This is a genomic window from Dyella sp. EPa41, assembly GCF_016586165.1.
Classification (GTDB): Bacteria; Pseudomonadota; Gammaproteobacteria; order Xanthomonadales; family Rhodanobacteraceae; genus Dyella.
The window spans coordinates 1-20,756 of sequence record NZ_BCPR01000011.1 but is presented as its reverse complement, the minus strand read 5'-3'; the positions used below and the strand labels follow the sequence as shown (position 1 = coordinate 20,756).

The 20,756-nt window shown below is 66.9% G+C and carries 23 protein-coding genes; 18 read left to right on the top strand and 5 right to left on the bottom strand.

All coding sequences use genetic code 11. The features are described from left to right. The first annotated feature begins 194 nt into the window (after positions 1 to 194). The 7 genes from JMF82_RS05665 to JMF82_RS05635 all read left to right on the top strand — a co-directional run bounded on the left by JMF82_RS05665 (position 195) and on the right by JMF82_RS05635 (position 6,990). The gene (locus tag JMF82_RS05665; protein ID WP_201313564.1) at positions 195 to 617 is read left to right on the top strand and encodes a c-type cytochrome; all 423 of its coding nucleotides are present in this window, start codon (positions 195 to 197) and stop codon (positions 615 to 617) included. An 89-nt stretch (positions 618 to 706) separates the two neighbouring features. Further along, entirely contained in the window at positions 707 to 2,824 is a 2,118-nt protein-coding gene (locus tag JMF82_RS05660; RefSeq protein ID WP_201313563.1) for a 4Fe-4S binding protein, read from the top strand. Next, complete coding sequence (locus tag JMF82_RS05655; protein WP_201313562.1) at positions 2,821 to 4,077, top strand: nitrous oxide reductase family maturation protein NosD; 1,257 nt, start codon at positions 2,821 to 2,823, stop codon at positions 4,075 to 4,077. Before JMF82_RS05660 ends, JMF82_RS05655 begins: the two co-directional genes overlap by 4 nt. Continuing rightward, entirely contained in the window at positions 4,067 to 4,996 is a 930-nt protein-coding gene (locus JMF82_RS05650; RefSeq protein ID WP_236585316.1) for an ABC transporter ATP-binding protein, read from the top strand. Before JMF82_RS05655 ends, JMF82_RS05650 begins: the two co-directional genes overlap by 11 nt. Continuing rightward, positions 4,993 to 5,829 (top strand): ABC transporter permease, encoded by an 837-nt coding sequence (locus tag JMF82_RS05645; RefSeq protein WP_201313560.1) that lies wholly within the window; start codon positions 4,993 to 4,995, stop codon positions 5,827 to 5,829. Before JMF82_RS05650 ends, JMF82_RS05645 begins: the two co-directional genes overlap by 4 nt. Then, positions 5,826 to 6,332 carry a nitrous oxide reductase accessory protein NosL gene (locus tag JMF82_RS05640; protein WP_201313559.1) on the top strand — a complete coding sequence of 169 codons (507 nt, stop codon included), beginning with the start codon at positions 5,826 to 5,828 and terminating at the stop codon, positions 6,330 to 6,332. The genes JMF82_RS05645 and JMF82_RS05640 overlap by 4 nt, the downstream gene beginning before the upstream one ends. A 10-nt stretch (positions 6,333 to 6,342) precedes the next feature. Further along, positions 6,343 to 6,990, top strand: a complete 648-nt coding sequence (locus JMF82_RS05635; RefSeq protein ID WP_201313558.1) for a hypothetical protein — start codon at positions 6,343 to 6,345, stop codon at positions 6,988 to 6,990. A 12-nt stretch (positions 6,991 to 7,002) separates the two neighbouring features. Here the strand turns inward: JMF82_RS05635 and hemW are convergent, their stop codons facing one another. The 4 genes from hemW to rph are packed head-to-tail and all read right to left on the bottom strand — an operon-like array spanning position 7,003 to position 10,026. Beyond that, positions 7,003 to 8,169 carry a radical SAM family heme chaperone HemW gene (gene hemW / locus JMF82_RS05630; protein ID WP_201313612.1) on the bottom strand — a complete coding sequence of 389 codons (1,167 nt, stop codon included), beginning with the start codon at positions 8,167 to 8,169 and terminating at the stop codon, positions 7,003 to 7,005. A gap of 4 nt (positions 8,170 to 8,173) precedes the next feature. Further along, on the bottom strand, positions 8,174 to 8,773 hold the full coding sequence (gene rdgB / locus JMF82_RS05625) for an RdgB/HAM1 family non-canonical purine NTP pyrophosphatase (protein WP_201313557.1): 600 nt from the start codon (positions 8,771 to 8,773) through the stop codon (positions 8,174 to 8,176). Positions 8,774 to 8,776: 3 nt separating this feature from the next. Further along, entirely contained in the window at positions 8,777 to 9,286 is a 510-nt protein-coding gene (locus JMF82_RS05620; protein ID WP_201313556.1) for an N-acetyltransferase, read from the bottom strand. A gap of 8 nt (positions 9,287 to 9,294) precedes the next feature. Next, positions 9,295 to 10,026 carry a ribonuclease PH gene (rph, locus tag JMF82_RS05615; protein WP_201313555.1) on the bottom strand — a complete coding sequence of 244 codons (732 nt, stop codon included), beginning with the start codon at positions 10,024 to 10,026 and terminating at the stop codon, positions 9,295 to 9,297. Positions 10,027 to 10,107: 81 nt separating this feature from the next. On the opposite strand from rph, the gene JMF82_RS05610 reads away from it, so the two are divergent. The 7 genes from JMF82_RS05610 to JMF82_RS05580 all read left to right on the top strand — a co-directional run bounded on the left by JMF82_RS05610 (position 10,108) and on the right by JMF82_RS05580 (position 15,410). Continuing rightward, entirely contained in the window at positions 10,108 to 10,968 is an 861-nt protein-coding gene (locus tag JMF82_RS05610; RefSeq protein WP_201313554.1) for a YicC/YloC family endoribonuclease, read from the top strand. Next, positions 10,965 to 11,606, top strand: a complete 642-nt coding sequence (gene gmk / locus JMF82_RS05605; protein ID WP_201313553.1) for a guanylate kinase — start codon at positions 10,965 to 10,967, stop codon at positions 11,604 to 11,606. The genes JMF82_RS05610 and gmk overlap by 4 nt, the downstream gene beginning before the upstream one ends. A gap of 269 nt (positions 11,607 to 11,875) precedes the next feature. Beyond that, positions 11,876 to 12,712, top strand: coding sequence for an ABC transporter ATP-binding protein (locus tag JMF82_RS05600; RefSeq protein WP_201313552.1), 837 nt, complete (start codon positions 11,876 to 11,878; stop codon positions 12,710 to 12,712). After that, complete coding sequence (mlaE, locus tag JMF82_RS05595; protein ID WP_201313551.1) at positions 12,709 to 13,482, top strand: lipid asymmetry maintenance ABC transporter permease subunit MlaE; 774 nt, start codon at positions 12,709 to 12,711, stop codon at positions 13,480 to 13,482. Before JMF82_RS05600 ends, mlaE begins: the two co-directional genes overlap by 4 nt. A gap of 49 nt (positions 13,483 to 13,531) precedes the next feature. Next, a complete protein-coding gene (gene mlaD / locus JMF82_RS05590; protein ID WP_201313550.1) occupies positions 13,532 to 14,383 on the top strand; it encodes an outer membrane lipid asymmetry maintenance protein MlaD in 852 nt (283 codons plus the stop codon). A 53-nt stretch (positions 14,384 to 14,436) separates the two neighbouring features. Next, positions 14,437 to 15,108: an ABC transporter substrate-binding protein gene (locus tag JMF82_RS05585; protein ID WP_201313549.1), complete on the top strand. Its 672-nt coding sequence runs from the start codon at positions 14,437 to 14,439 to the stop codon at positions 15,106 to 15,108. Continuing rightward, positions 15,105 to 15,410: an STAS domain-containing protein gene (locus JMF82_RS05580; protein ID WP_201313548.1), complete on the top strand. Its 306-nt coding sequence runs from the start codon at positions 15,105 to 15,107 to the stop codon at positions 15,408 to 15,410. Before JMF82_RS05585 ends, JMF82_RS05580 begins: the two co-directional genes overlap by 4 nt. A gap of 77 nt (positions 15,411 to 15,487) precedes the next feature. Here the strand turns inward: JMF82_RS05580 and JMF82_RS05575 are convergent, their stop codons facing one another. After that, the gene (locus JMF82_RS05575) at positions 15,488 to 16,324 is read right to left on the bottom strand and encodes a VacJ family lipoprotein (protein ID WP_201313547.1); all 837 of its coding nucleotides are present in this window, start codon (positions 16,322 to 16,324) and stop codon (positions 15,488 to 15,490) included. A gap of 194 nt (positions 16,325 to 16,518) precedes the next feature. Between JMF82_RS05575 and rpoZ the strand changes: the two genes are divergently transcribed. The 4 genes from rpoZ to JMF82_RS05555 form a co-directional block, all read left to right on the top strand. Then, positions 16,519 to 16,809 (top strand): DNA-directed RNA polymerase subunit omega, encoded by a 291-nt coding sequence (rpoZ, locus tag JMF82_RS05570; RefSeq protein ID WP_038614834.1) that lies wholly within the window; start codon positions 16,519 to 16,521, stop codon positions 16,807 to 16,809. 130 nt (positions 16,810 to 16,939) lie between these two features. Continuing rightward, the gene (locus JMF82_RS05565; protein ID WP_201313546.1) at positions 16,940 to 19,105 is read left to right on the top strand and encodes a bifunctional (p)ppGpp synthetase/guanosine-3',5'-bis(diphosphate) 3'-pyrophosphohydrolase; all 2,166 of its coding nucleotides are present in this window, start codon (positions 16,940 to 16,942) and stop codon (positions 19,103 to 19,105) included. Between the two features lie 85 nt (positions 19,106 to 19,190). Further along, positions 19,191 to 19,574 carry a RidA family protein gene (locus tag JMF82_RS05560; RefSeq protein ID WP_038614840.1) on the top strand — a complete coding sequence of 128 codons (384 nt, stop codon included), beginning with the start codon at positions 19,191 to 19,193 and terminating at the stop codon, positions 19,572 to 19,574. Positions 19,575 to 19,654: 80 nt separating this feature from the next. After that, positions 19,655 to 20,756, top strand: a 1,102-nt coding sequence (locus JMF82_RS05555; RefSeq protein WP_201313545.1) for a DEAD/DEAH box helicase, incomplete at its 3' end; no start/stop codon positions are given.

The window sequence follows — 20,756 nt, the reverse complement described above, 5'->3', positions numbered from 1 at the left end:
ATTCGCTACGCGCCAAGCAATTGATGCAGGTCACTTGGAGCGGAAATTGCACGCGTTGCGTGCGGTATCGATTGCCACAGGGCTGACGCATGTCAAGGTGAAATCTGCACCCCGCTGCTCTCATCTTCGTGTCGTCCGATGCAGTCAGCGTTTGCACGTGCACGACCCGCATCCGTACCCAGGGAATTCAATCGATGAAAGTCAGATTTCTTGCTGGCCCGCTGATGGTCGCGGCGGCCATGCTTCTTGCTGCGTGTGGTGGTGGCGACAAGAGCGCGTCTTCCGGCGATGCAACGCCGCCACCCGCGGCGGCTGTCGAGGCCACTGCCAGCCAGCCCGCCGCCGAACCGGTGGCGACCGAGCCTTCGCCGGGAGAAAAGGTGTACCAGGGTACGTGCGTGATGTGCCACGGCAGTCCGGCCGTCGGTGCCCCCGTGCTTGGCAACAAGGACGACTGGGCTCCGCGCATCGCGCAAGGCAAGGATGTGCTCTACAAGCATGCCCTCGACGGCTTCACGGGCGAGAAGGGCGCCATGCCAGCGCATGGCGGCAACCCGAGCCTCGACGAGACCGCGATAAAGGCGGCCGTCGATTACATGGTTGGCAAGGTGCAATAGGGCGGAAGCGCGTCATGGGCATGGAAGGCTTGCGCCATGATCGAGGCGCCGCTGCCCGGCATGGCCGTCGGTTTGGATGGCCATGCGTCTTGATCCTGTTCGCCTGGGTGCTGCTCGGAAGCAGCCAGGCACTGGCCGGTGCCTACGAGGCGGAGCTGCCGGCGGCGATGTTCGCCAGCCCCGAGCTGTGCCGTTACGCGCCGTGCGGCAGCGTGTTGCCGGCAGCCGAGCGCTTCTCGCTGCGCAAAGGCCAGCCGGCGTACGTGGAAGGCATTCGCCAGCGCAACGGCCATGATGAAGTCGTCGGCTACGTGTTCCTGTCCACCGACACCACGCCCGATGTCGTCGGCTATTCCGGCAAGCCCATCGTCACCCTGGTCGGCATGGATGCACAGGGCCGCATCACGGGCGTGCGCATCCTCCGCCACAGCGAACCGATCCTGCTGGCGGGCATACCCGAAGAAAAGCTCATGGGCTATGTGGCCCAGTACACCGGCAAGCCTGCCGGTGCCCACTTCGAGCTCGGCCGCGCCGATGGCACCAACGTGCCGATGGCCGCCATCAGCGGTGCCACCGTCACGGTGCTGGCGGAGAACCAGATGGTGGGGCGGGGCAGCTACGCCGTGGCGCGACAGGTCGGGTTGATCCATGCCGTGGAACGTCCCCAGGCCCGTTTCACCGCCGTGGCTGGCCCGTCCGACTGGGAGGGGCTGGTTGCGGAGGGAAGCATCGGTCATCTCAAGGTGATGCCCGAACAGGTAGGCGAGCCGCGCGCCGGGCAGCCCTTCATCGACCTGTGGTTCGGCTATCTCGATGCACCGGCCGTGGGCAAGGCCGTGCTCGGTGAAGCGGGTTACCAGCGCCTGATGAGCGACCTCAAGCCGGGTGAGCACGCCATCTTCATCATCAACAGCGGCAGCAGCTCGTTCAAGGGCTCGGCCTTCGTGCGCGGCGGCGTGTATGACCGCATCCAGGTCACCCAGGACGCCGACACCTACCAGTTCGGTGACGGCGACTACCGCAATCTCTATCACGTCGATGTGGCGGGCGCACCGCCGTACGACGAGTCAGGCATCTTCATCCTGCGCGGCAAGTCGTTTTCCGCGGCGTATCCGTGGCGGCTCGCGTTCCTGTCCAAGCATGCCGACGACCATGGCACCGCGGACTTCGCCAACTTCAACGCGGAATACTGGCTGCCGGCACGCTATCTCGAAGGCGGGCGTCCGGCCATCGAGACGCCGACGCCGGCGTGGGTGAAACTGTGGAAGGCAAAGGCGGTCACCATCGCGGGCTTCGTGGCCTTCCTGCTGTCCGTCGGCGTGTTCTACGCCCTGCGCATGCGGTGGGCCGCACGGTCCCGGCGTAACGACAAGCGCTGGATACTATGGCCGCACATCGCCGCCTGGGTCGTGGCCGTAGGCTTCATCGGCGCCGTGCAGCTGGCACAGCCTTCGATCGTGCAGGTGCTCACGCTGATCCATGCGCCTTTCGATGGCTGGCGCTGGGACCTGTTCCTCAGCGACCCGTTGATCTTCCTGTTCTGGATCTTCATCGCCGTCACCATTGCCTTGTGGGGGCGCGGCGTGTTCTGCGGCTGGCTGTGCCCGTATGGCTCGATGAGCGAGCTGCTGTTCCGCGGTGCGCGGCGTCTCGGCCTCGGGCGTTGGCAGTTCGCGCTGCCCTCGCGCTGGCACCATCGCCTGCGCTGGATGAAATACGTCGTGCTGCTGGTGCTGGTGGCGGCCTCGTTCCACTCCATGGCGCTGGCCGAACGCATGGCGGAGGTGGAGCCGTTCAAGACCACCTTCATGGTCCACGTGTGGAACCGCAGCTGGCCGTTCGTGCTGTTCTGGTCGGCGCTGGTGGCGCTCTCCCTGTTCGTCGAGCGGCCGTTCTGCAAGTACCTGTGCCCGCTGGGAGCGGCACTGGCGCTGCCGTCGCGGTTCCGCCTGTTCGGCCTGAAGCGCAAGGCCGAATGCACCACCTGCAAGGCGTGCGCGGTCGGCTGTGGTTCGCAGGCCATCGATGCGCAGGGGCGCATCGACCCTTCCGAGTGCATGCAGTGCCTCGATTGCCTGGTGCTCTACCACGACGACCATGCCTGCCCACCGCTCAGTGCCGAGCGCAAGCGGCGCGCCAAGGCGGGCCTGCCGCTCACGCCGATCGGTCGTGACGGCCACTTCATCCCGATCAAGCTGGTCGAATGAAGCACCTGGCGACGCTACTGCTGCTTGGCCTGGCCGTGCTTCCCGTGGATGCGGCGACGATTCGCGTGCATCCCGGTGAACGGATCGACATGGCGATCGCGCGGGCGTCAGCCGGCGACACGGTCGAAGTCGAGCGCGGGCAGTACCCGGGCGGCCTGCGCATCGACAAGCCGTTGGCGCTGGTCGGCGTGGGGCGACCCACCATCAGCGGCGAAGGGAAGGGCGATGTCATACGCATCGCATCGCCCGACGTGCGCATCGAAGGGCTGATCGTGCGTGACAGCGGCGACGATCTCGGCGCGCAGAACGCCGGTGTCTACATCCAGCCGGGGTCGGATCGCGCCGTGGTCAGTCACTGCGATTTCGCCCACGTGCTGTTTGGCCTGTGGATCGAAAAGAGCAACCAGGTGTCGGTGGAAGACAACCTGATCACCGGCATGCGCGAGAAGTTCTCCTCGCAGCGCGGCAACGCCATCCAGCTGTACAACACCGAAGGCGCATCGATCGAGCGCAACCACATCAGCTTCGCCCGCGATGGCATCTATGTGGACGTATCGCATCACGCGCGCTTCGTCGGCAACCGCATCCACGACGTGCGCTATGGCACGCACTACATGAACTCCTACCACAACCTGTGGGAAGGCAACGAGAGCTTCCACAACCTCGGCGGGCTGGCGCTGATGGAAGTGAGGGACCTGGACGTGCACAACAACGTGGCATGGGACAACGAGAGCCACGGCATCATGCTGCGGACCATCCAGGATTCGACCATCACCGGCAATGTCTCGGCGGGCAACGGCGAAGGCCTGTTCGTCTACGACGCCGAGTACGTCACCCTGCGCAACAACCTCGTGGTCGGCAACGCGGTCGGCGTGCATCTGTGGGCGGGCTCGTACAATAACGAGGTGGACGGCAACGACTTCATCGGCAACACCGAGCAGGTCACTTACGTCGCCACGCGCGACGTGGCTTGGGGCAGGCGCGAAGGCAACTACTGGAGCAACTACCTCGGCTGGGACGCCGACGCCGACGGCTACGGCGACGTGCCGTTCGAGGCCAACGAGCTGACCGACCGGCTGGTCTCGCGCTACCCCTTCGTCAAGTTGCTCGACAGCAGTCCCGCATTGCAGGCGCTGGGCCTGGCGGCGCGCCAGTTCCCGGTCCTTCGCGTGGCCACCATCATCGATGCGCATCCGGCGATGCGCCCCCATCATGTCGACTGGAGCCAGTGGCTTGAACGCAGTGGTCGTTGAAATCAAGGACGTGGTGAAGCGTTACGGCGCGATGCCCGTGGTACGCGGCGTCGGTTTTGCCTGCAGGGAGGGCGAAATGATCGGGCTGGCGGGCCACAACGGCGCCGGCAAGAGCACCTTGTTCAAGATGATGCTTGGCATCATCGCCGCGGACGAGGGCGACATCCTCCTGTTCGGCGAGCCGGTGCGTGGACGCCGGTTCCGCGAGGTGCGCCGCGCCATCGGCTACCTGCCGGAACATGTGGCGCTGTACGACAACCTCTCGGGGCTGGAAACGCTGCGCTTCTTCGCGCGCCTGAAATCCGCCGATCCCGCGCGCTGCAAGGGCCTGCTCGAATGCGTGGGCCTGGGCGAGGCGATGCATCGCGCCGTTCGCGAATACTCCAAGGGCATGCGCCAGCGCCTGGGTTTCGCGCAGGCGCTGATAGGCGAGCCTCGCCTGCTGTTGCTCGACGAACCCACCAACGGCCTCGATCCGGAAGCCATCCACGGTTTCTACGGCATGCTGCAGGAGTTGAGGGCGGCCGGGACCACCATCGTCCTCAGCTCGCATCTGCTGGCCGAGATCCAGTCGCGCGTGGACCGCCTGGTGATCATGGCGAGCGGCAAGCTGGTGGCGGAAGGCACGGTAACCGCGCTGGCCACCGCGTCGGGCCTGCCGGCACGACTAATGGTAACGCCCCGCGAGGGCGCTCGCGCTCGCGTGAGCCGTGCCTTGCTCGCTGCCGGCTTTGTTCCGCAGGAGGCAGGCGACGGCGCGGTGCGGGCGGCCGTGCGGGCGCCCCTTCGCATGGCGCTGCTGCGCGTGCTGGCATCGCTCTCTGACGAACTGCTGGAATACACGATCACCGAGCCCACGCTCGAAGACGTCTTCCTCAGTCACCAGCGTGGCACCACCTGGGTGGAGCGAGCGGCATGAGTCGATCGGCGACGTCGTGCTGGCAGTGGCGCCTGGTCGCCGCGATCGCGGCCAAGGAGTGGCGTGATCGCCTGCGTAACCGCTGGGTACTGGCGGTGGCCGTGGTGTTTGGCGCCTTTGCCTTGCTGATCGCTTATTTCGGCGGTGCGCCATCGGGCGTGGTGGGCTTGCGCAGCGCGGCAGCGACGGTCGCCAGCCTGACCAGCCTGGCCATCTACCTGGTGCCCTTGATTGCCTTGCTGCTCGGGTTCGATGCGGTGGTCGGCGAACGCGAACGCGGCGTGCTGGATCTCCTGCTGTCGCAGCCGATCACGCGCGCCGAGTTGCTCGCGGGCAAGTACCTCGGCCTCGCAGCGGCCTTGTCGATGGCGACGCTGGTCGGTTTCGGCGCCGCGCTGGTGCCGCTGGCGCCGTCAATGGACCTCGCCGCGCTGGTGATCTACCTGCGCTTCGTGGGCAGCGCGTTGATGCTCGGCCTGGCCTTTCTCAGTCTCGCCGTGCTGGTGTCGACGGTAGCGCGTGATCGCACGCGGGCCACCGGTGCCGCCATCGCGCTGTGGTTCGGCTTCGTGCTGGTGTTCGACCTCTCGCTGCTCGGCGCGCTGGTGGCATCGGCGGGGAGCCATGCGTCGACCTGGGCGCCGTATGCCTTGCTGCTCAATCCCGCGGACGTGTTTCGCGTCATCAACGTGTTCGGCGCCGAGGCGCTGCGCAGCTCGTTCGGCCTGGGCACCCTGATGGCCCAGGGGTGGAACGCGCCGGCCACGCTCTATGGCGTCTTGCTTGCCTGGATCGCCGCGCCGCTCGGCGTGGCACTTTGGAGGTTTCGATGAGTTCGATGCGACGTTGGATGCCTGGCCTGCTCGTGCTGCTGCTCGCCGCGTGCGCGCAGCAGGCTGCCACGGTGGGGCCGGTCGAACCGCGTGCCGATGCGCACTGCGAGCTCGACGGCATGACGCTGGCCGATTACCCCGGTCCCAAGGGGCAGATCCATTATGCGGACGGCAAGACGGCGTACTTCTGCGACACGCTGGAGTTGCTCTCGATGCTGCTTCGTCCCGAACAGGTGCGTGCCGTGGCCGGTGCCTACACCCAGGACATGGCGCATGCCGACTGGGATCACCCTCAAGGGCACTGGATCGACGCGACCAAGGCCTACTACGTGCGCGGTTCGCGTCGCGGTGGAAGCATGGGCCCCTCGCTGGCCAGCTTCACCGAGCGTGCCGACGCCGAGGCGTTCGCGCGCCAGTACGGCGGCGAGGTGCTGGGCTACACGCAGATCACGCCGGACATGGTGCGCCTGGATGGCGGCGCCGGCGGCGACATGGGCATGTGAGGACGAGCGTATGAGAGCTTTTTTCGAGAACGTGGATCCGCGGGCCGCTACGGCGATTTCCGATGTGTCGCGACGGATGTTCGACCTGCGCGAACGGTGCAAGCGGCTGCTTGGGGAGACGGGCTGCGGCGAGGCCGATGAGATCCTGGCGGCGGTGCGCGAGGGCAGCCTGCCCGAGCATCCCGGCTACGACGCCTGGCTGGCGGCGAGGCTGCTCGGCGACCGCGAGCGCGCCCTGCAAGCTACCTTGCAGTGGCGTTGCCTGATCGCGAACGGCGGAAAGCGCTTGCCGCCGCCGCGTTCCGGCCTGGCCGCGCTGGCGTACGCGATGCGGCCGATGCTGCCGCCCGTATTCGCGGGTGGCATGCGCCTGCACCCGGATGCGATCTCCTTCAGTGGCGAATCGGGCATCCAGGTGCTGGTGCGCGCGTTGACGCCGCAGGCCTGGTCATTCGAGTGGCATTGGGCCGGTGAGGCCTGGCGCCTCGATACCGCACCGGTCACCCATCCGGGTGTCGACAGCGTGGCGCACGTGCATCGACCGGACGGCTCGGTGGTCGCCAACCCGATATCGCTGCCCTTGATGGGCGAAACCCCGGCAGTGGTGCTGGCCTTCCTGCAGGCGCTGGCCCACTCGCCGACGCTTGGCCTGGACTGAGCCGGCGACCGCTCAGTCGAGGAAGCTGGAAATCACGTCGTTGAGGAAACGTTGACCGAGCGCCGTGGTCTGCAGGCGCCCGGCATCCTCGACCAGCCAGCCGCGCTCGCGTGCCGAGGCAAGCGCGGAAGCGATGCGTTCCATCGGCACGCCGGTGCGCGCGGAAAAATCGGCAAGCGGCACGCCGTCGATCAAACGCAGCGCGTTGAGCATGTATTCGAACGGCAATTCGTCGACCGCCACCGGGCCGTCGCCCCCGATGCGGCCGGTATCGCCGGCAGCGGCCAGGTAGGCCTTGGGGTGTCGCGTTTTCCAGCGGCGATGAATCGTGCCCTTGTCCGTGCGGGTCAGCTTGCCGTGGGCACCGGCGCCGATGCCGAGGTAGTCGCCGAAGCGCCAGTAGTTGAGGTTGTGCACGCAGCGGCGATCCGCCTGGGCGTAGGCGGAGATCTCGTACTGCCCATAGCCGGCGGCGGCAAGCTGCTGCTCGCAGGCCTCCTGCATGGCCCAGGCGTGGTCGTCGTCGGGCAGCGGCGGAGGGTTCGCGGCGAACGCGGTGTTGGGCTCCAGCGTGAGCTGGTAATGCGAGATGTGCGTCGGCTGCAGCGCGATCGCCCGCGTCACGTCGGCCTGCGCGCCATCGAGGGTCTGCTGCGGCAGCGCATACATCAGGTCGAGGTTGATGTTGGCGTAGCCCGCGTCCTGCGCCGATTTCACCGCCGCTTCGGCCTCGCTGGCCGAATGGATGCGGCCCAGGCGTCGCAGCTTGTCGTCATCGAAGCTCTGGATGCCGAACGACAGGCGGTTGACGCCTGCCGCGAGATAGCCGTCGAAACGGCCGTGCTCGACCGTACCCGGATTGGTCTCCAGCGTGATCTCGGTGCCATCGGCCAGCGGCAAGCGTTCGCGCACGCCATCGAGGAAACGGTCGATCAGCTCCGGTGCGAACAGGCTGGGCGTGCCGCCGCCGAAGAAGATGCTGTGCACCGGGCGACCGCGTGCAGCGTTGCCGAAGTCGCGCAGGTCGGCATCGAGGTCGGCGAGCAGGACGTCGACGTATTCAACGTACGGCGGCGGCTCGCCTTTCACGCCGTGCGAATTGAAGTCGCAGTACGGGCACTTCTTCACGCACCACGGCATGTGGACGTAAAGCGACAGCGGCGGCGCGATCAACGGCATGGCGTCAGACATGCGGCTCGGCAAGGCGCTGGCGCAGCTCGGCCAGCGCGCGGCCGCGGTGGCTGATGCGGTTCTTCAGCCCCGGCGGCAGTTCGGCGGCGCTCGCCGCCTCGCCATCGGGCAGGAACAACGGGTCGTAGCCGAAGCCATGGACGCCGCGCTGTTCGGTCAGCACGCGGCCATGCCAGCGGCCTTCGGCGACCAGCGGGGCCGGGTCGTCCGCATGCCGCAGCAGCACGAGCACGCAGATAAAGAACGCCCCGCGCTGCTCGATGGGCACATGGCTTATCTCCTGCAGCAGCTTGGCGTTGTTCGCCGCGTTGTCGCCGTGCACGCCGCTGTAGCGGGCCGAATACAGGCCGGGTGCGCCGCGCAGGTATTCCACGCACAGGCCGGAGTCGTCGGCGAGCGCGGGCAGGCCGCTGATGCGCGATGCGTGGCGCGCCTTGAGCAACGCGTTCTCCACGAAGGTGAGACCGGTTTCTTCAACGTCATCCACATCGTACGCCGACTGCGGCACGACATTGAGCCCGCTGTCGGCGAGCAGGTGGTTGAATTCGGCCAGCTTGCCGGGATTGCTGCTGGCGAGAACGATGCGGGTCATGGGCTAGTCCGTGAGCAGGGCGAAGGCGGGGGCGTAGTCGACGCGGCCGCGGTAGCCGTCGAGGCCGCCGGGCTGCAGGGAGAGCGCCATGAAGGCGTCGCCGCCGCCATAGGTGTCGTGCAGGCCCGCGTTGGAGGCGGGCTGGAACCCGAAGCGTGCGTAGTAGCCAGGCTCGCCCAGCACGACCACGGCGCGCATCGGGCGCTGGCGCAGCGCATCCAGCGAGTAGCGGATCAGCGTACTGCCCACGCCACGGTGCTGCCATGCCGGCAATACCGCGACGGGCGCCAGGCCCAGCGCCCGCCGGTCATCGCCGCGCTCGATCCGCACCCGCGAATAGGCGACGTGCGCAACGACGTCGCCGTTGGCTTCCGCCAGCAGTTCGAAGGCGTCGTCGCCATCGGCGCGCAGGCGCCGCACGAGGGCGGCTTCGTCATCGCGCCCGAACGCGGCGCGATGGACGGCCATGATGGCGGCCAGTTCGTCGGTACGCGGCTGACGGATCGCGAACATCCGCAGGCTTACGGCAGGTCCAGCGCCGCACGCTGGGCGGCGACGAGTTCACCGATGCCCTTTTCGGCGAGCAGGAGCAGGGCGTCCATCTCATCGCGCCGGAACGCATGGCCTTCGGCCGTGCCTTGCACTTCGATGAAGCCGCCGCCGTCATTCATCACCACATTCATGTCGGTGTCGCAGTTGGCGTCTTCGGCATAGTCGAGATCGAGCACCGGCACGCCCTGGTAGATGCCCACCGAGATGGCGGCCACGGCGCCGACGACCGGGTTGCGGCGAAGGTTCTCGCGCTTCATCAGCACGTTCACCGCATCCACCAGCGCCACATAGGCGCCCGTGATGGCCGCCGTGCGGGTGCCGCCGTCGGCCTGGATCACGTCGCAATCCAGCGTGATGACGCGCTCGCCCAGGGCCTGGCGGTCCACGCAGGCGCGCAGGCTGCGGCCGATCAGGCGCTGGATTTCCATGGTGCGGCCACCCTGGCCGCCGCGCGCGGCTTCGCGCTGCATGCGGGTGTTGGTGGCGCGCGGCAGCATGCCGTACTCGGCGGTAACCCAGCCTTCACCCTTGCCGCGCAGCCACGGCGGCACGCGGTCTTCGATGCTGGCCGTGCACAGCACCTTGGTATCGCCGAAGCTGACCAGCACCGAACCTTCGGCGTGGCGGGTGTAATGGCGTTCGATGGTGACGGTGCGCAGCTGGTCGCTGGCGCGGCCACTGGGGCGGCTGGGGGAGCTCATGGATGCGTTGGCCTTAAGGATTGGGCAAGCCAGGGCCGGAAAGTTTACCATTCGCCCTTTCCTGACACCTCAAGGCCACCCATGATCCGCAGCATGACGGCTTACGCCTCCGCCGAGGCCGCCGGCCCCGCCGGCACGCTCAGCTGCGAGCTGCGCACGGTCAACCATCGCTACCTTGAGCTCAGCCCGCGCCTGCCGGATGAACTGCGCGTGTTCGAGCCGGCCCTGCGCGAGCGCATCGCGGCCCGGCTTTCGCGCGGCAAGGTGGACATCACCGTGCGCCTGCGCGGCGAGGCGCGCGGCGAGTCCTTGCAGGTCAACGCGGGCACGCTGGCGCGCCTGTCGGAACTGGCGATGGACCTGGAAGCCCGCTTCCCCCGCATGAACATCGAGTTCACCGAACTGCTGCGCTTCCCCGGCGTGCTGCAGCAGTCCGAGGTGGACCAGGATGTGCTGCAGGCCGCCCTGCTGGATGTGCTTGAGCGCGCGCTCGATGCGCTTACCGCCACCCGCGAGCGCGAGGGCGCCAAGCTGGCCGAATTGCTGAAGGATCGTCTCGATGCGATCGAGCGCATCGTGGCCGACGTGCGCAGTTTCATGCCGCAGATCCGCGAAGGCCTGCGCACGCGCCTGGAATCGCGACTGGCCGATATCAAGCAACCCGCCGATCCCGGCCGCCTGGAACAGGAACTGGTGCTGCAGATCACCCGCAGCGACGTGGATGAGGAGCTCGACCGGCTCACGGCGCACATCGCCGAAACCCGCCGCGTGCTGGGCACCAAGGAGGCGGTGGGCCGCCGCCTGGATTTCCTCATGCAGGAATTCAACCGCGAGGCGAACACGCTGGGCTCCAAGGCCGTGGACGTGCGCAGCACCAATGCGGCGGTAGAGCTCAAGGTGCTGATCGAGCAGATGCGCGAACAGGTGCAGAACATCGAATGAATACCGCCGCGCCCGACTCGCCCAGCACCGAGTGCACCTTGTTCGTGGTGGCCGCGCCTTCGGGCGCGGGCAAGTCCACCCTGGTCAATGCGCTGCTGGAACGGGAGCCAGCCATCTCGCTGTCGATCTCGCACACCACGCGTCCGCCGCGTCCGGGCGAGCAGTACGGTCGGCACTACTTCTTCGTCGAACGCGAAGAGTTCGAGCGCGAGATCGCCGAGGGCGTCTTCCTCGAGCATGCGGAAGTGCACGGCAACCTCTATGGCACCTCGCGCACGACGGTGAACACCTTGCTGGAGCAGGGGCGTGACGTGCTGCTGGAGATCGACTGGCAGGGCGCCCGGCAGATCCGCAAGACCAAGCCCGATTGCGTGAGCGTCTTCATCCTGCCGCCGTCGCGCGCCGAACTGGAGCGCCGCCTGCGCGGCCGCGGTTCGGACAGCGCCGAGGTCATCGCGCGCCGGCTGCACAATTCGCGCGAGGAAATCGCGCACGCCCACGAGTTCGACTACATCATCGTCAACGACAACTTCGACGAGGCCCTGGATGACCTGCAGGCCATCGTGCGCGCCGTGCGCCAGCGCAGCCAGCTGCAGTGGAAGCGGCATGAAACCTTGATTGCCGAGCTGTTGGCCTGAAGCCCCGCCTGTCGTTTTTTGTAGGAGCGCATCCAGTGCGCGAAAAGCCTACAGGGCGGTGAAGCCGCAAGTCTGAGGATGTCGCGCGGACGATGCACCGAGGCGGACCGCCACGCCGCGATCGCGCACTGGGTGCGCTCCTACAGAAAGGTGCGGGTTCCGCAAAGTCTTGTTTCGTTAGCGATTCCTGAGCGGCAGAAGAGGCGGCGCATGGCCTTCATAGCGGTATTCAGCTAACGTGGCGGCTTTCTCCCGCCCGTAGCCCGCCCATGACCGACTCCGTTAGCGCCAAGCCCGACGACAGCGCCCTCGTGCGCGTCCGTGGCCTGACCACGGTGCTCAATGGCAAGAAGGTGTTCGACGCGCTGGACATGGATATCCCGCGCGGCAAGATCACCGCGATCATGGGCCCCAGCGGTACCGGCAAGACCACCCTGCTCAAGCACATCACCGGCCAGATGCGCGGCGATGCGGGCGAGGTGTGGGTGGACGGCCACAGCGTGTCGAAGCTGTCGCGCGAGAAGCTGTTCGAGCTGCGCGAGCGCATCGGTTACCTGTTCCAGAACTCCGCGCTGCTCACCGATTTCGATGTGTTCGAGAACGTGGCCTTCCCGCTGCGCCAGCACACCGAGCTGCCGGAAGTGCTGATCCGCAACATCGTGCTGACCAAGCTGCAGGCGGTGGGCCTGCGCGGCGCCGCCGCGCTGATGCCGTCGGAGCTGTCGGGCGGCATGGCGCGTCGCGTGGCGCTGGCCCGGGCCATCGTGTTCGACCCGATGCTGATCCTGTACGACGAACCGTTCGTCGGCCTCGATCCCATCGCGTTGAACCAGGTGCTGAAGCTGATCCGCACGCTCAACCAGACGCTGGGCATCACCAGCGTGCTGGTGGCGCACGAGCTGGAGGCGATCAAGCAGGTCGCCGACCACATCTACCTCATCGCCAACGGCAAGGTCGTGGCGCAGGGCGACCCCAGGACCATCGCGGACGACGGTTCGCCATGGACGCGGCAGTTCTTCGGTGGCGAGGCCGATGGCCCGGTGCCGTTCCAGTATCCCGCGGGCGACTACGCGACCGCGCTCGGCTTTCCACGGAGGGGCGCATGAGCCTGTCGATGAGTCGCGACAACATCGTGATTCGCTCGCTCGAGCAGATCGGCAACTGCGGCCTGTTCCTGCTGCGCCTGCTGTCAGCCGTTCCGCAGAGCCTGCGCCACTACCGCGAGACGGTGCGGCAGCTGTGGTTCGTGGGCGCGATGAGCCTGATCATCATCATGGTCTGCGGCCTGTTCGTGGGCATGGTGCTGGGCCTGCAGCTTTACGATGTGCTGTCGATCTTCGGCGGCACCTCGGCCACCGGCACGGTGGTGGCCATTGCGATCTACCGCGAGCTGGGCCCGGTGGTCACGGCCTTGCTGTTCGCCGGCCGCGCGGGTACCTCGGTCACCGCCGAGATCGGCCTGATGCGCGCCACCGACCAGATCGCCGCGATGGAGATGATGGCGGTCGACCCGATCGCCTACGTCGCGGTGCCGCGCTTCCTCGCCGGCATGATCGCCATGCCGCTGCTGACCTGCGTGTTCTGCGCGATGGGCATCTTCGGCGGCCACCTGGTGGGCGTCACCTGGCTGGGCATCGACAACGGCACCTTCTGGTCGAACATGACCGCCACCGTCGAGGTGGGCAAGGACGTGATCAACGGCGTGCTGTGGAAAAGCCTGGTGTTCGGCACCGTGGTCTCGCTGATCGCCGTATTCCAGGGCTACACCACGCCGCCCACCAGCGAGGGCGTGGCCTACGCCACCACCCGCACCGTGGTCGCCTCGTCGATCGCCATCCTGGCGCTCGATTTCGTGCTCACCGCCTTCCTGATGTGAGCGTCGCCATGACCGAATTCACCATCAACCCTTCACTGAGGATCGTGCCGTGAGCCAGAGACCCTCCTACGCCGTCGGCACCGGCCTGTTCATCGTGCTTGGCTTCGCCACGCTCGGCTATCTCGCCACCCAGACCACCTCGGTGGTCAACACCAGCCGCGGGCCGACCTACACCGTCGAGGCGCATTTCGCCAACATCGGCCAGCTCAAGGCGCGTGCGCCGGTGAAGGTCGCGGGCGTGCGCGTGGGCCAGGTGCAGTCGATCACGCTCGATGCGGGCAAGGAGACGGCCGACGTGAAGCTGGCCATCGACCAGCGCTACGACAAGATTCCCGAGGACACCGTCGCCACCATCTTCACCAGCGGCCTGCTGGGTGACCAGTACATCGGCCTGCAGTACGGCAGCTCGAAGAAGACGCTGGCCGAGGGCGGCACGCTGTCACTGACCCGCCCGGCGCAGCAACTGGAAGAGATGCTGGGCAAGTTCTTCGGCGCCGGCGGTGCCGCGGACAACCTGTCCGGCAGCTATACGGTCAAGGCGCGCTTCACCAACATCGGCGCACTGTCGGTCGGCGCCCCGGTGAAGATGGCTGGCGTGGCCATCGGCAGCGTGCAGTCGGTGCAGGCCGATCCGGTCAAGCTGGATGCTGAAGTGAGCCTGTCCATCGACAAGAAATACAGCCAGATCCCCGACGATTCGGCCGCCGCCGTGTTCACCAGTGGTTTGATCGGCACGCAGTACGTTGCCATCCAGCCCGGCGGTTCGCCGGACATGTTGAAGGACGGTGACGAGCTCGTACTGACCCAGTCGGCGCTGCAGATCGAGGATCTCATCGGCAAGTTCCTGGTCAGTGGTTCGCCCAGCGACAAGAAGCCTGCCGACGGCGACAACAAGCATTGAGTCAGCGCGTCACGTCCCGATATTCCCCACGGATCATCATCAGGAGTTACCCCATGTTGCGTAGCCTGGCCCTTGCCACCGCCATCGCTTTCGGCGGCGTGATCGCCGCCCCGGCGTTCGCCCAGAACGCCCCTGCCGCGGCCGGTGCCCAGCAGCAGCCGGAGCAGGTGGTGCAGGTCATCGCCGACCAGCTCGCCAGCGCCATCGAAGGGCACCAGCAGCAGCTGAAGAACGATCAGGAAAAGCTGATCGCGGTGATCGACGATGTATTCCTGCCGCACTTCGACATCGACTACGCGTCGATCCTGGTGCTCGGCCAGCATGCCCGCGAAGCTACGCCGGAGCAGCGCGCGCGCTTCGCCAAGGCGTTCTACAACTCCATCACCCATCGCTACGCCGAAGGCCTGCTCAACTACACCCGTGGCCGCGTGAAGGTGCTGCCGTTCTCCGGCGACCTCAACGACAAGCGCACCGTGGTACGCACGCAGGTGGTGCTGGACGACGGCAAGACCGTCGGCGTGGACTACGCCTTCCGCAAGTCGCGCGACGGCAGCTGGAAGGCCTACGACGTGATCATCGAAGGCATTTCCTACGTCACCAACTACCGCAACCAGGTGGATGCGGAAATCCGCAAGGTCGGCATCGACCAGCTGACCACCAACCTGGAAACCCAGGGCTCCAAGGCACTGGAAACGATGGAAAAGGACACCAAGGGCAAGTCATGAGCGATGCCGCCGCGCCCGTGAAGGTCGACGACATCGCGCCCGACGCCGTACGGGTGTCGGGCGTGCTCACCTTCGCCAATGCCGCCAGGGCGTTGGACACGATCGGCGCCGCCGTGGCTCGCGACGGCCGCCAGGTGATCGACCTGTCAGGCGTGACCCGCAGCGACAGCGCCGGCCTGGCCTGCTTGCTGGCGGTGCTCGCGGGCGCAGCGGAGCGGGGACGCTCGTTGACCGTGCGCAACATGCCTGAAGGGATGCATCTGCTGGCCAGCGTCTGCGAGGTGGAAGCCCTGCTGGCCTGACCTTCGGCCACCGGCGGCCACAAGGAAAAAGGGGCCTTCGGGGCCCCTTTTTTGGTTCTTCCGCGAAACGCCGGCGCTCAGTTCTTGACCGGTTGCTGTCCCTGCTCGGGCTGCTTGTTCTCCCAGGAGTGCTGCTCTTCCAGCAGCTCGTCGGGATCGAAGTTCTTGTCCTTCAGGCCCTGCATCTGCTCGATGATCTCCGCCGGCGGGTTGCCGTCGTACAGCTCGTACAGGCGCTGCTGGCGGTAGGCGTCGCGGATGAACACGTACGGGTCGTAAGCCGATTGCAGGAAGCTTTCGGCATCGATGCCGCGCGAGCGCAGCGTCACCAGGTAGAACAGCTCGGGCAGGTATTCCTGGCCGTACTTGAAGCTGTGGTTGCGCGAGTAATAGCTCAGCGGGTCGAAGAAGTAGCTGTCCACCGGCAGGCGCCACACGTCGCGCACCGTGGTCGGGCCGACGAACGGCAGCACCAGGTAGCCGCCCTCCGGTACGCCCCAGCGCGCCAGGGTGATGCCGAAATCGGTGTCCTGCAGCGGGATGCCCAGCTGGCTGGCGGGGTCGAAGAAGCCGCCGATACCCAGGGTCAGGTTCACCAGGAAACGCCCCGTGCTCTGCGCCGCCTGCATCGGCCGCGCCTGCAGCAGGTCGTTGGCGACCGTGATCGGCATGCGGATGTTGGTGAAGAAGTCGCTCACCGCACGTCGCACGGGCGGATTGGTCACCTTGCGGTAACCCACCGCGACCGGGCGGATGACCGCCTTGTCCACCGAGTCGTTGAACGCGTACATGTCCCGGTTGAATTTCTCGTAGGGATCGTCGGTACGCGGCTTGGCGATGGTGCAGCCCGCCAGCAGGGTGATCGCAGCCAGGGGGAGGCTGCGCTTGAGGATTGGGAGGAGGGCGGACGGCATCTGTGGCGACAGTCCTAGGGGTAAGTATAATATTGTACTGGTTGGTTTTTTATTGTGTATAGCCCCCTGCAGTGTTTCGGGGGGTGGCTGCAGGCCGGCTGAACCGCGCATTCTACGGTTTGCTGCATTGCCAGCAAAGCAGCCTCTGGCTACACTGACACGCGATAAGTCGCTTTATTCTCTAAGGATTTCAGATGGCCCGCATTACCGTCGAAGACTGCCTGCAGGTAGTCGACAACCGCTTCGAACTGGTGTTGATGGCGACCAAGCGCGCCCGCCAGCTCTCCAAGGGTGCCGAGCCGGCAGTCAATCCCGACCACGACAAGCCGACCGTGCTCGCCCTGCGCGAAATCGCCGATCGCCGCATCGACCAGGCCACCATCGACGAGATCGACAAGGCCGAGCGCGAGCGCGCCGAGCGCGAGGCGCTGGAATGGGCCGCCGCCGAAGTGGACGACGACCTCTCCAAGGGCGGTGACGACTGATGGAAGGTGGCGGCTGTAGACAGCGCTTCCCGGACGCCGGCATGGCCGGCGCTTTGCGCTGCCTTGAAGAAGCCGCCAGCCTGATGTCCAAACGCATGGAGGCGGTCGCCTGAGCGGGGACCGTACATCCATGCCGGCCGTCACGGATTCCTCTGCCCTGGATACGTCGACGCTGCCCCCGTACGTATTGGCCTTGAAGGAGCGCGTGGCCTACCTGCCGGAGCCGCAGGTCGAGCGCGTGATCCGTGCCTACCAGGTCGGCGCCGTGGCCCACGAGGGCCAGGCCCGCAAGAGCGGCGAGCCCTACATCACGCATCCCGTGGCCGTGGCCGGCATCCTCGCCGAGCTGGGCCTGGACGCCGAGACCATCATCGCGGCGATCCTGCACGACACCCTGGAAGACACCGCGTTGAGCCGCACGGAATTGTCCGGCGAGTTCGGCGAGACCGTGGCCGAACTGGTCGACGGCGTCACCAAGCTGGACAAGATGCGCTTCTCCAGCCGCCAGGAGGCGGACGCCGAAAGCTTCCGCAAGATGCTGTTGGCGATGGCGCGCGACCTGCGCGTCATCTTGATCAAGCTGGCCGACCGCCTGCACAACATGCGCACGCTGGGCGCGAAAGATGCCCCGTCGCGCCGCCGCATCGCGCGCGAAACGCTGGAAATCTACGCGCCCATCGCCCAGCGCCTGGGCATGAACAAATTCAAGGCCGAGCTGCAGGACCTGGGCTTCCGCGCGCTGTATCCCGATCGCTACCGCGTGATCAGCGAGCGCATTCGCGCGGCGCTGGGCAACCGTCGCGAGGCGATGGGCAAGATCGAGACGGCGCTGTCCGCGCGCCTGGCCGCCGAGCACATCGCCGCGCGCGTGGTGGGTCGCATCAAGTCGCCGTGGAGCATCTATTCGAAGATGCGCAGCGAGCACAAGACGTTCGCCCAGCTGATGGACGTCTACGGTTTCCGCGTCGTGGTCGATTCGGCGATGAGCTGCTACATGGCGCTGGGCTCGGTGCACAGCCTGTACAAGCCGGTCGATCGCCGCTTCAAGGATTTCATCGCCATTCCCAAGGCGAACGGCTACCAGTCGCTGCACACCGTGCTGCTGGGGCCGTTTGGCGCGCCGATCGAAGTACAGGTCCGCACCGCGGAGATGGACTCGGTGGCCGAGCGTGGCGTGGCCGCGCACTGGGCCTACAAGACCGATTCCGGCCCAGCCAACAGCGCGCAGGCGCGCGCCCGCGAGTGGCTGTCGTCGCTGGCGGACAGCCAGGCGCACACCGCCTCGTCGTCGGAGTTCATCGAGAACGTCAAGATCGACCTGTTCCCGGACGAGGTCTATCTGTTCACGCCGCGTGGCGACATCCTGGCGCTGCCGCGCAACGCGACGGCGCTGGATTTCGCCTATGCCGTGCACACCGACGTGGGCGACCACGCCGTGGCCGCGCGCGTGGACAAGAAGCTGGTGCCGCTGCGCACGCGCCTGGAATCGGGCCAACTGGTGGAAATCATCACCGCGCCGTCGGCGGTGCCGAATCCGGCGTGGCTGGAATCGGTGGTCACGGGCAAGGCGCGTACCGCGATCCGCCAGTACCTGAAGCACCTGCAGCACGAGGACGCGGTCGACTTCGGCCATCGCATGCTCGACCGCGCATTGGACGCGCTGGGCACCAGCCTGGATGCGATTCCGCCGGCCGTGCTGGACCGTTTCCTCGAGACCGCCAAGCTCAAGCGCCTGGAGGAGCTGCTTTCCGACATCGCCTTGGGCAACCGCATGCCACATCTGGTCGCGAGCCAGCTGGTGGCGGCGCGCGGCAAGAAGTCGGCCGACGTGCAGTCGGCGCCGCATGCGATGGAAAAGATCCGCATCACCGGTGCCGAGCGCGGCGTGCTCAGCTTCGGCAACTGCTGCCACCCGCTGCCGGGCGACGAGATCATCGGCTACCTGTCCTCGGGCAAGGGCATCGTGGTGCATCGCGTGGAATGCCCCAACGTGGTGGAGCTGCGCAAGTCGCCGGAGCGCTGCGTGGCGATCGAGTGGGATCGCGATGTGCAGGGTGACTATCGCGCCGAGCTGCGCATCGAGGTCATCAATCGCCCGGGCGTGCTCGCCACCGTCGCGGCAGCCATCGCCGCGGCCAACTCGAACATCGAGAACGTGGAATACGTCGAGCGCGACGCCGCGGCAGCCACGCTGCTGTTCGCGCTGGAAGTGAAGAACCGCAAGCATCTCGCCGAAGTGATCCGCCGCGTACGCCGCACCGGCGTGGTCAGTGGCGCCTATCGCTACCCGCTGTAAACGGCGGCGCCGAGGCGTTCCGTCCCTCCTTTTCGTCCCCGTCTCGCTCTAGACTGTCCGGCCTGTGCAACCACGAGGCCTTTCCATGTCCCGTCAGATCATCGCCACCGACAAGGCGCCCGCCGCCATTGGTCCGTATTCGCAGGCCGTGCGCGCCGGCAACACCGTGTACTTCTCGGGCCAGATTCCGCTCGATCCGGCCACGGGCCAGATGGTGGAGGGCGACATCACGCTGCAGACGCGTCGCGTGTTCGACAACCTCAAGGCGGTGGTCGCCGCTGCCGGCGGTTCGATGGACAAGATCGTGCGCGTGGGCATCTACGTGACCAACCTCGGCCACTTCGCTTCGGTCAACGAAGTGATGGGCGAGTATTTCCAGGCTCCCTACCCGGCGCGTTCCACCATCGAAGTGTCGGCGCTGCCGAAGCTCGCCGATGTGGAAGTCGACGCCATCATGGTGCTCGACTGATCCTTCGCGGTTGCGTGCGCCGACAGCCGGCGAGCCGCCACCGGCTGCGCGGCGGGTGTCGGCTCGGTTAGGCTTCGCCGATGCCCGCGCGTCATCCCTCCCACCGCCTGGTTACGCCTGCCGACCCCGGCGCCACCCCCGTGGCATCGCTGCCGGGCGTCGGGCCCGCGCTGGCCGACGCGTTGGCGCGGCTGGGGCTGGAGCGCGTGCAGGATCTCTGGTTCCACCTGCCGCTGCGCTACGAAGACAAGACGCAGGTCACCGCCATTGCGGATCTGCGCCCCGGCGAGCGGGCGCAGGTCGAAGGCGTGGTCGAAGCGGTCGAGCGGGGTTTTCGTTATCGGCCGCAGCTCAAGGTGGCGATCGGTGACGATTCGCACCAGACGCTGATGCTCCGCTTTTTCCATTTCCGCCGCAGCCAGTCCGACCAGCTGCAGCCGGGTACGCGATTGCTCTGCTACGGCGAGGTGCGCCAGGGTGCGCAGGGGCTGGAGATGGTGCACCCGCAGTACCAGCGGCTCAGCGGCGACGAACCCGTGGAAGTCGATGAGCTGCTCACGCCGATCTATCCCACCACCGAGGGCCTGGGCCAAAAACGACTGGCAGGCGTGATCGCCAAGGCCCTGGCGCTGTTGCCGCCCGACGCGCAGCTCGAATTGATTCCGCCGGCCTTGTGCCAGGCGCATGGCCTCACGTCGCTGCGCGAAGCCGTGCTGTACGTGCACCGGCCGCCGCCGGACGCGCACCTGGGCCAACTCACCACGGGGCGGCATCCCGCGCAGCAGCGTCTGGCCTTCGAAGAACTGCTGACCCAGCACCTGAGCCTCAAGCGCATGCGCGAAGCCGTGCGGCGCCGGCACGCGCCGTCGCTGCGTGGCACCGGCGTGTTGCGCGAGCAATTGCGGGTGGCGCTGCCGTTCGGGCTTACCGGTGCGCAACAACGCGTCTCGACCGAGATCGCGGCCGACATCGCGCAATCCGAGCCCATGTTGAGGCTGGTGCAGGGCGACGTGGGCAGCGGCAAGACCATCGTCGCCGCGCTCGCGGCCGTGGCCGCGGTGGAGTCGGGCTACCAGGTCGCCCTGATGGCGCCGACCGAACTGCTCGCCGAACAGCACCTGCATCACTTTCGCCATTGGCTGACACCGCTCGGCATCGAGGTGGCGTGGCTGGCCGGCAAAG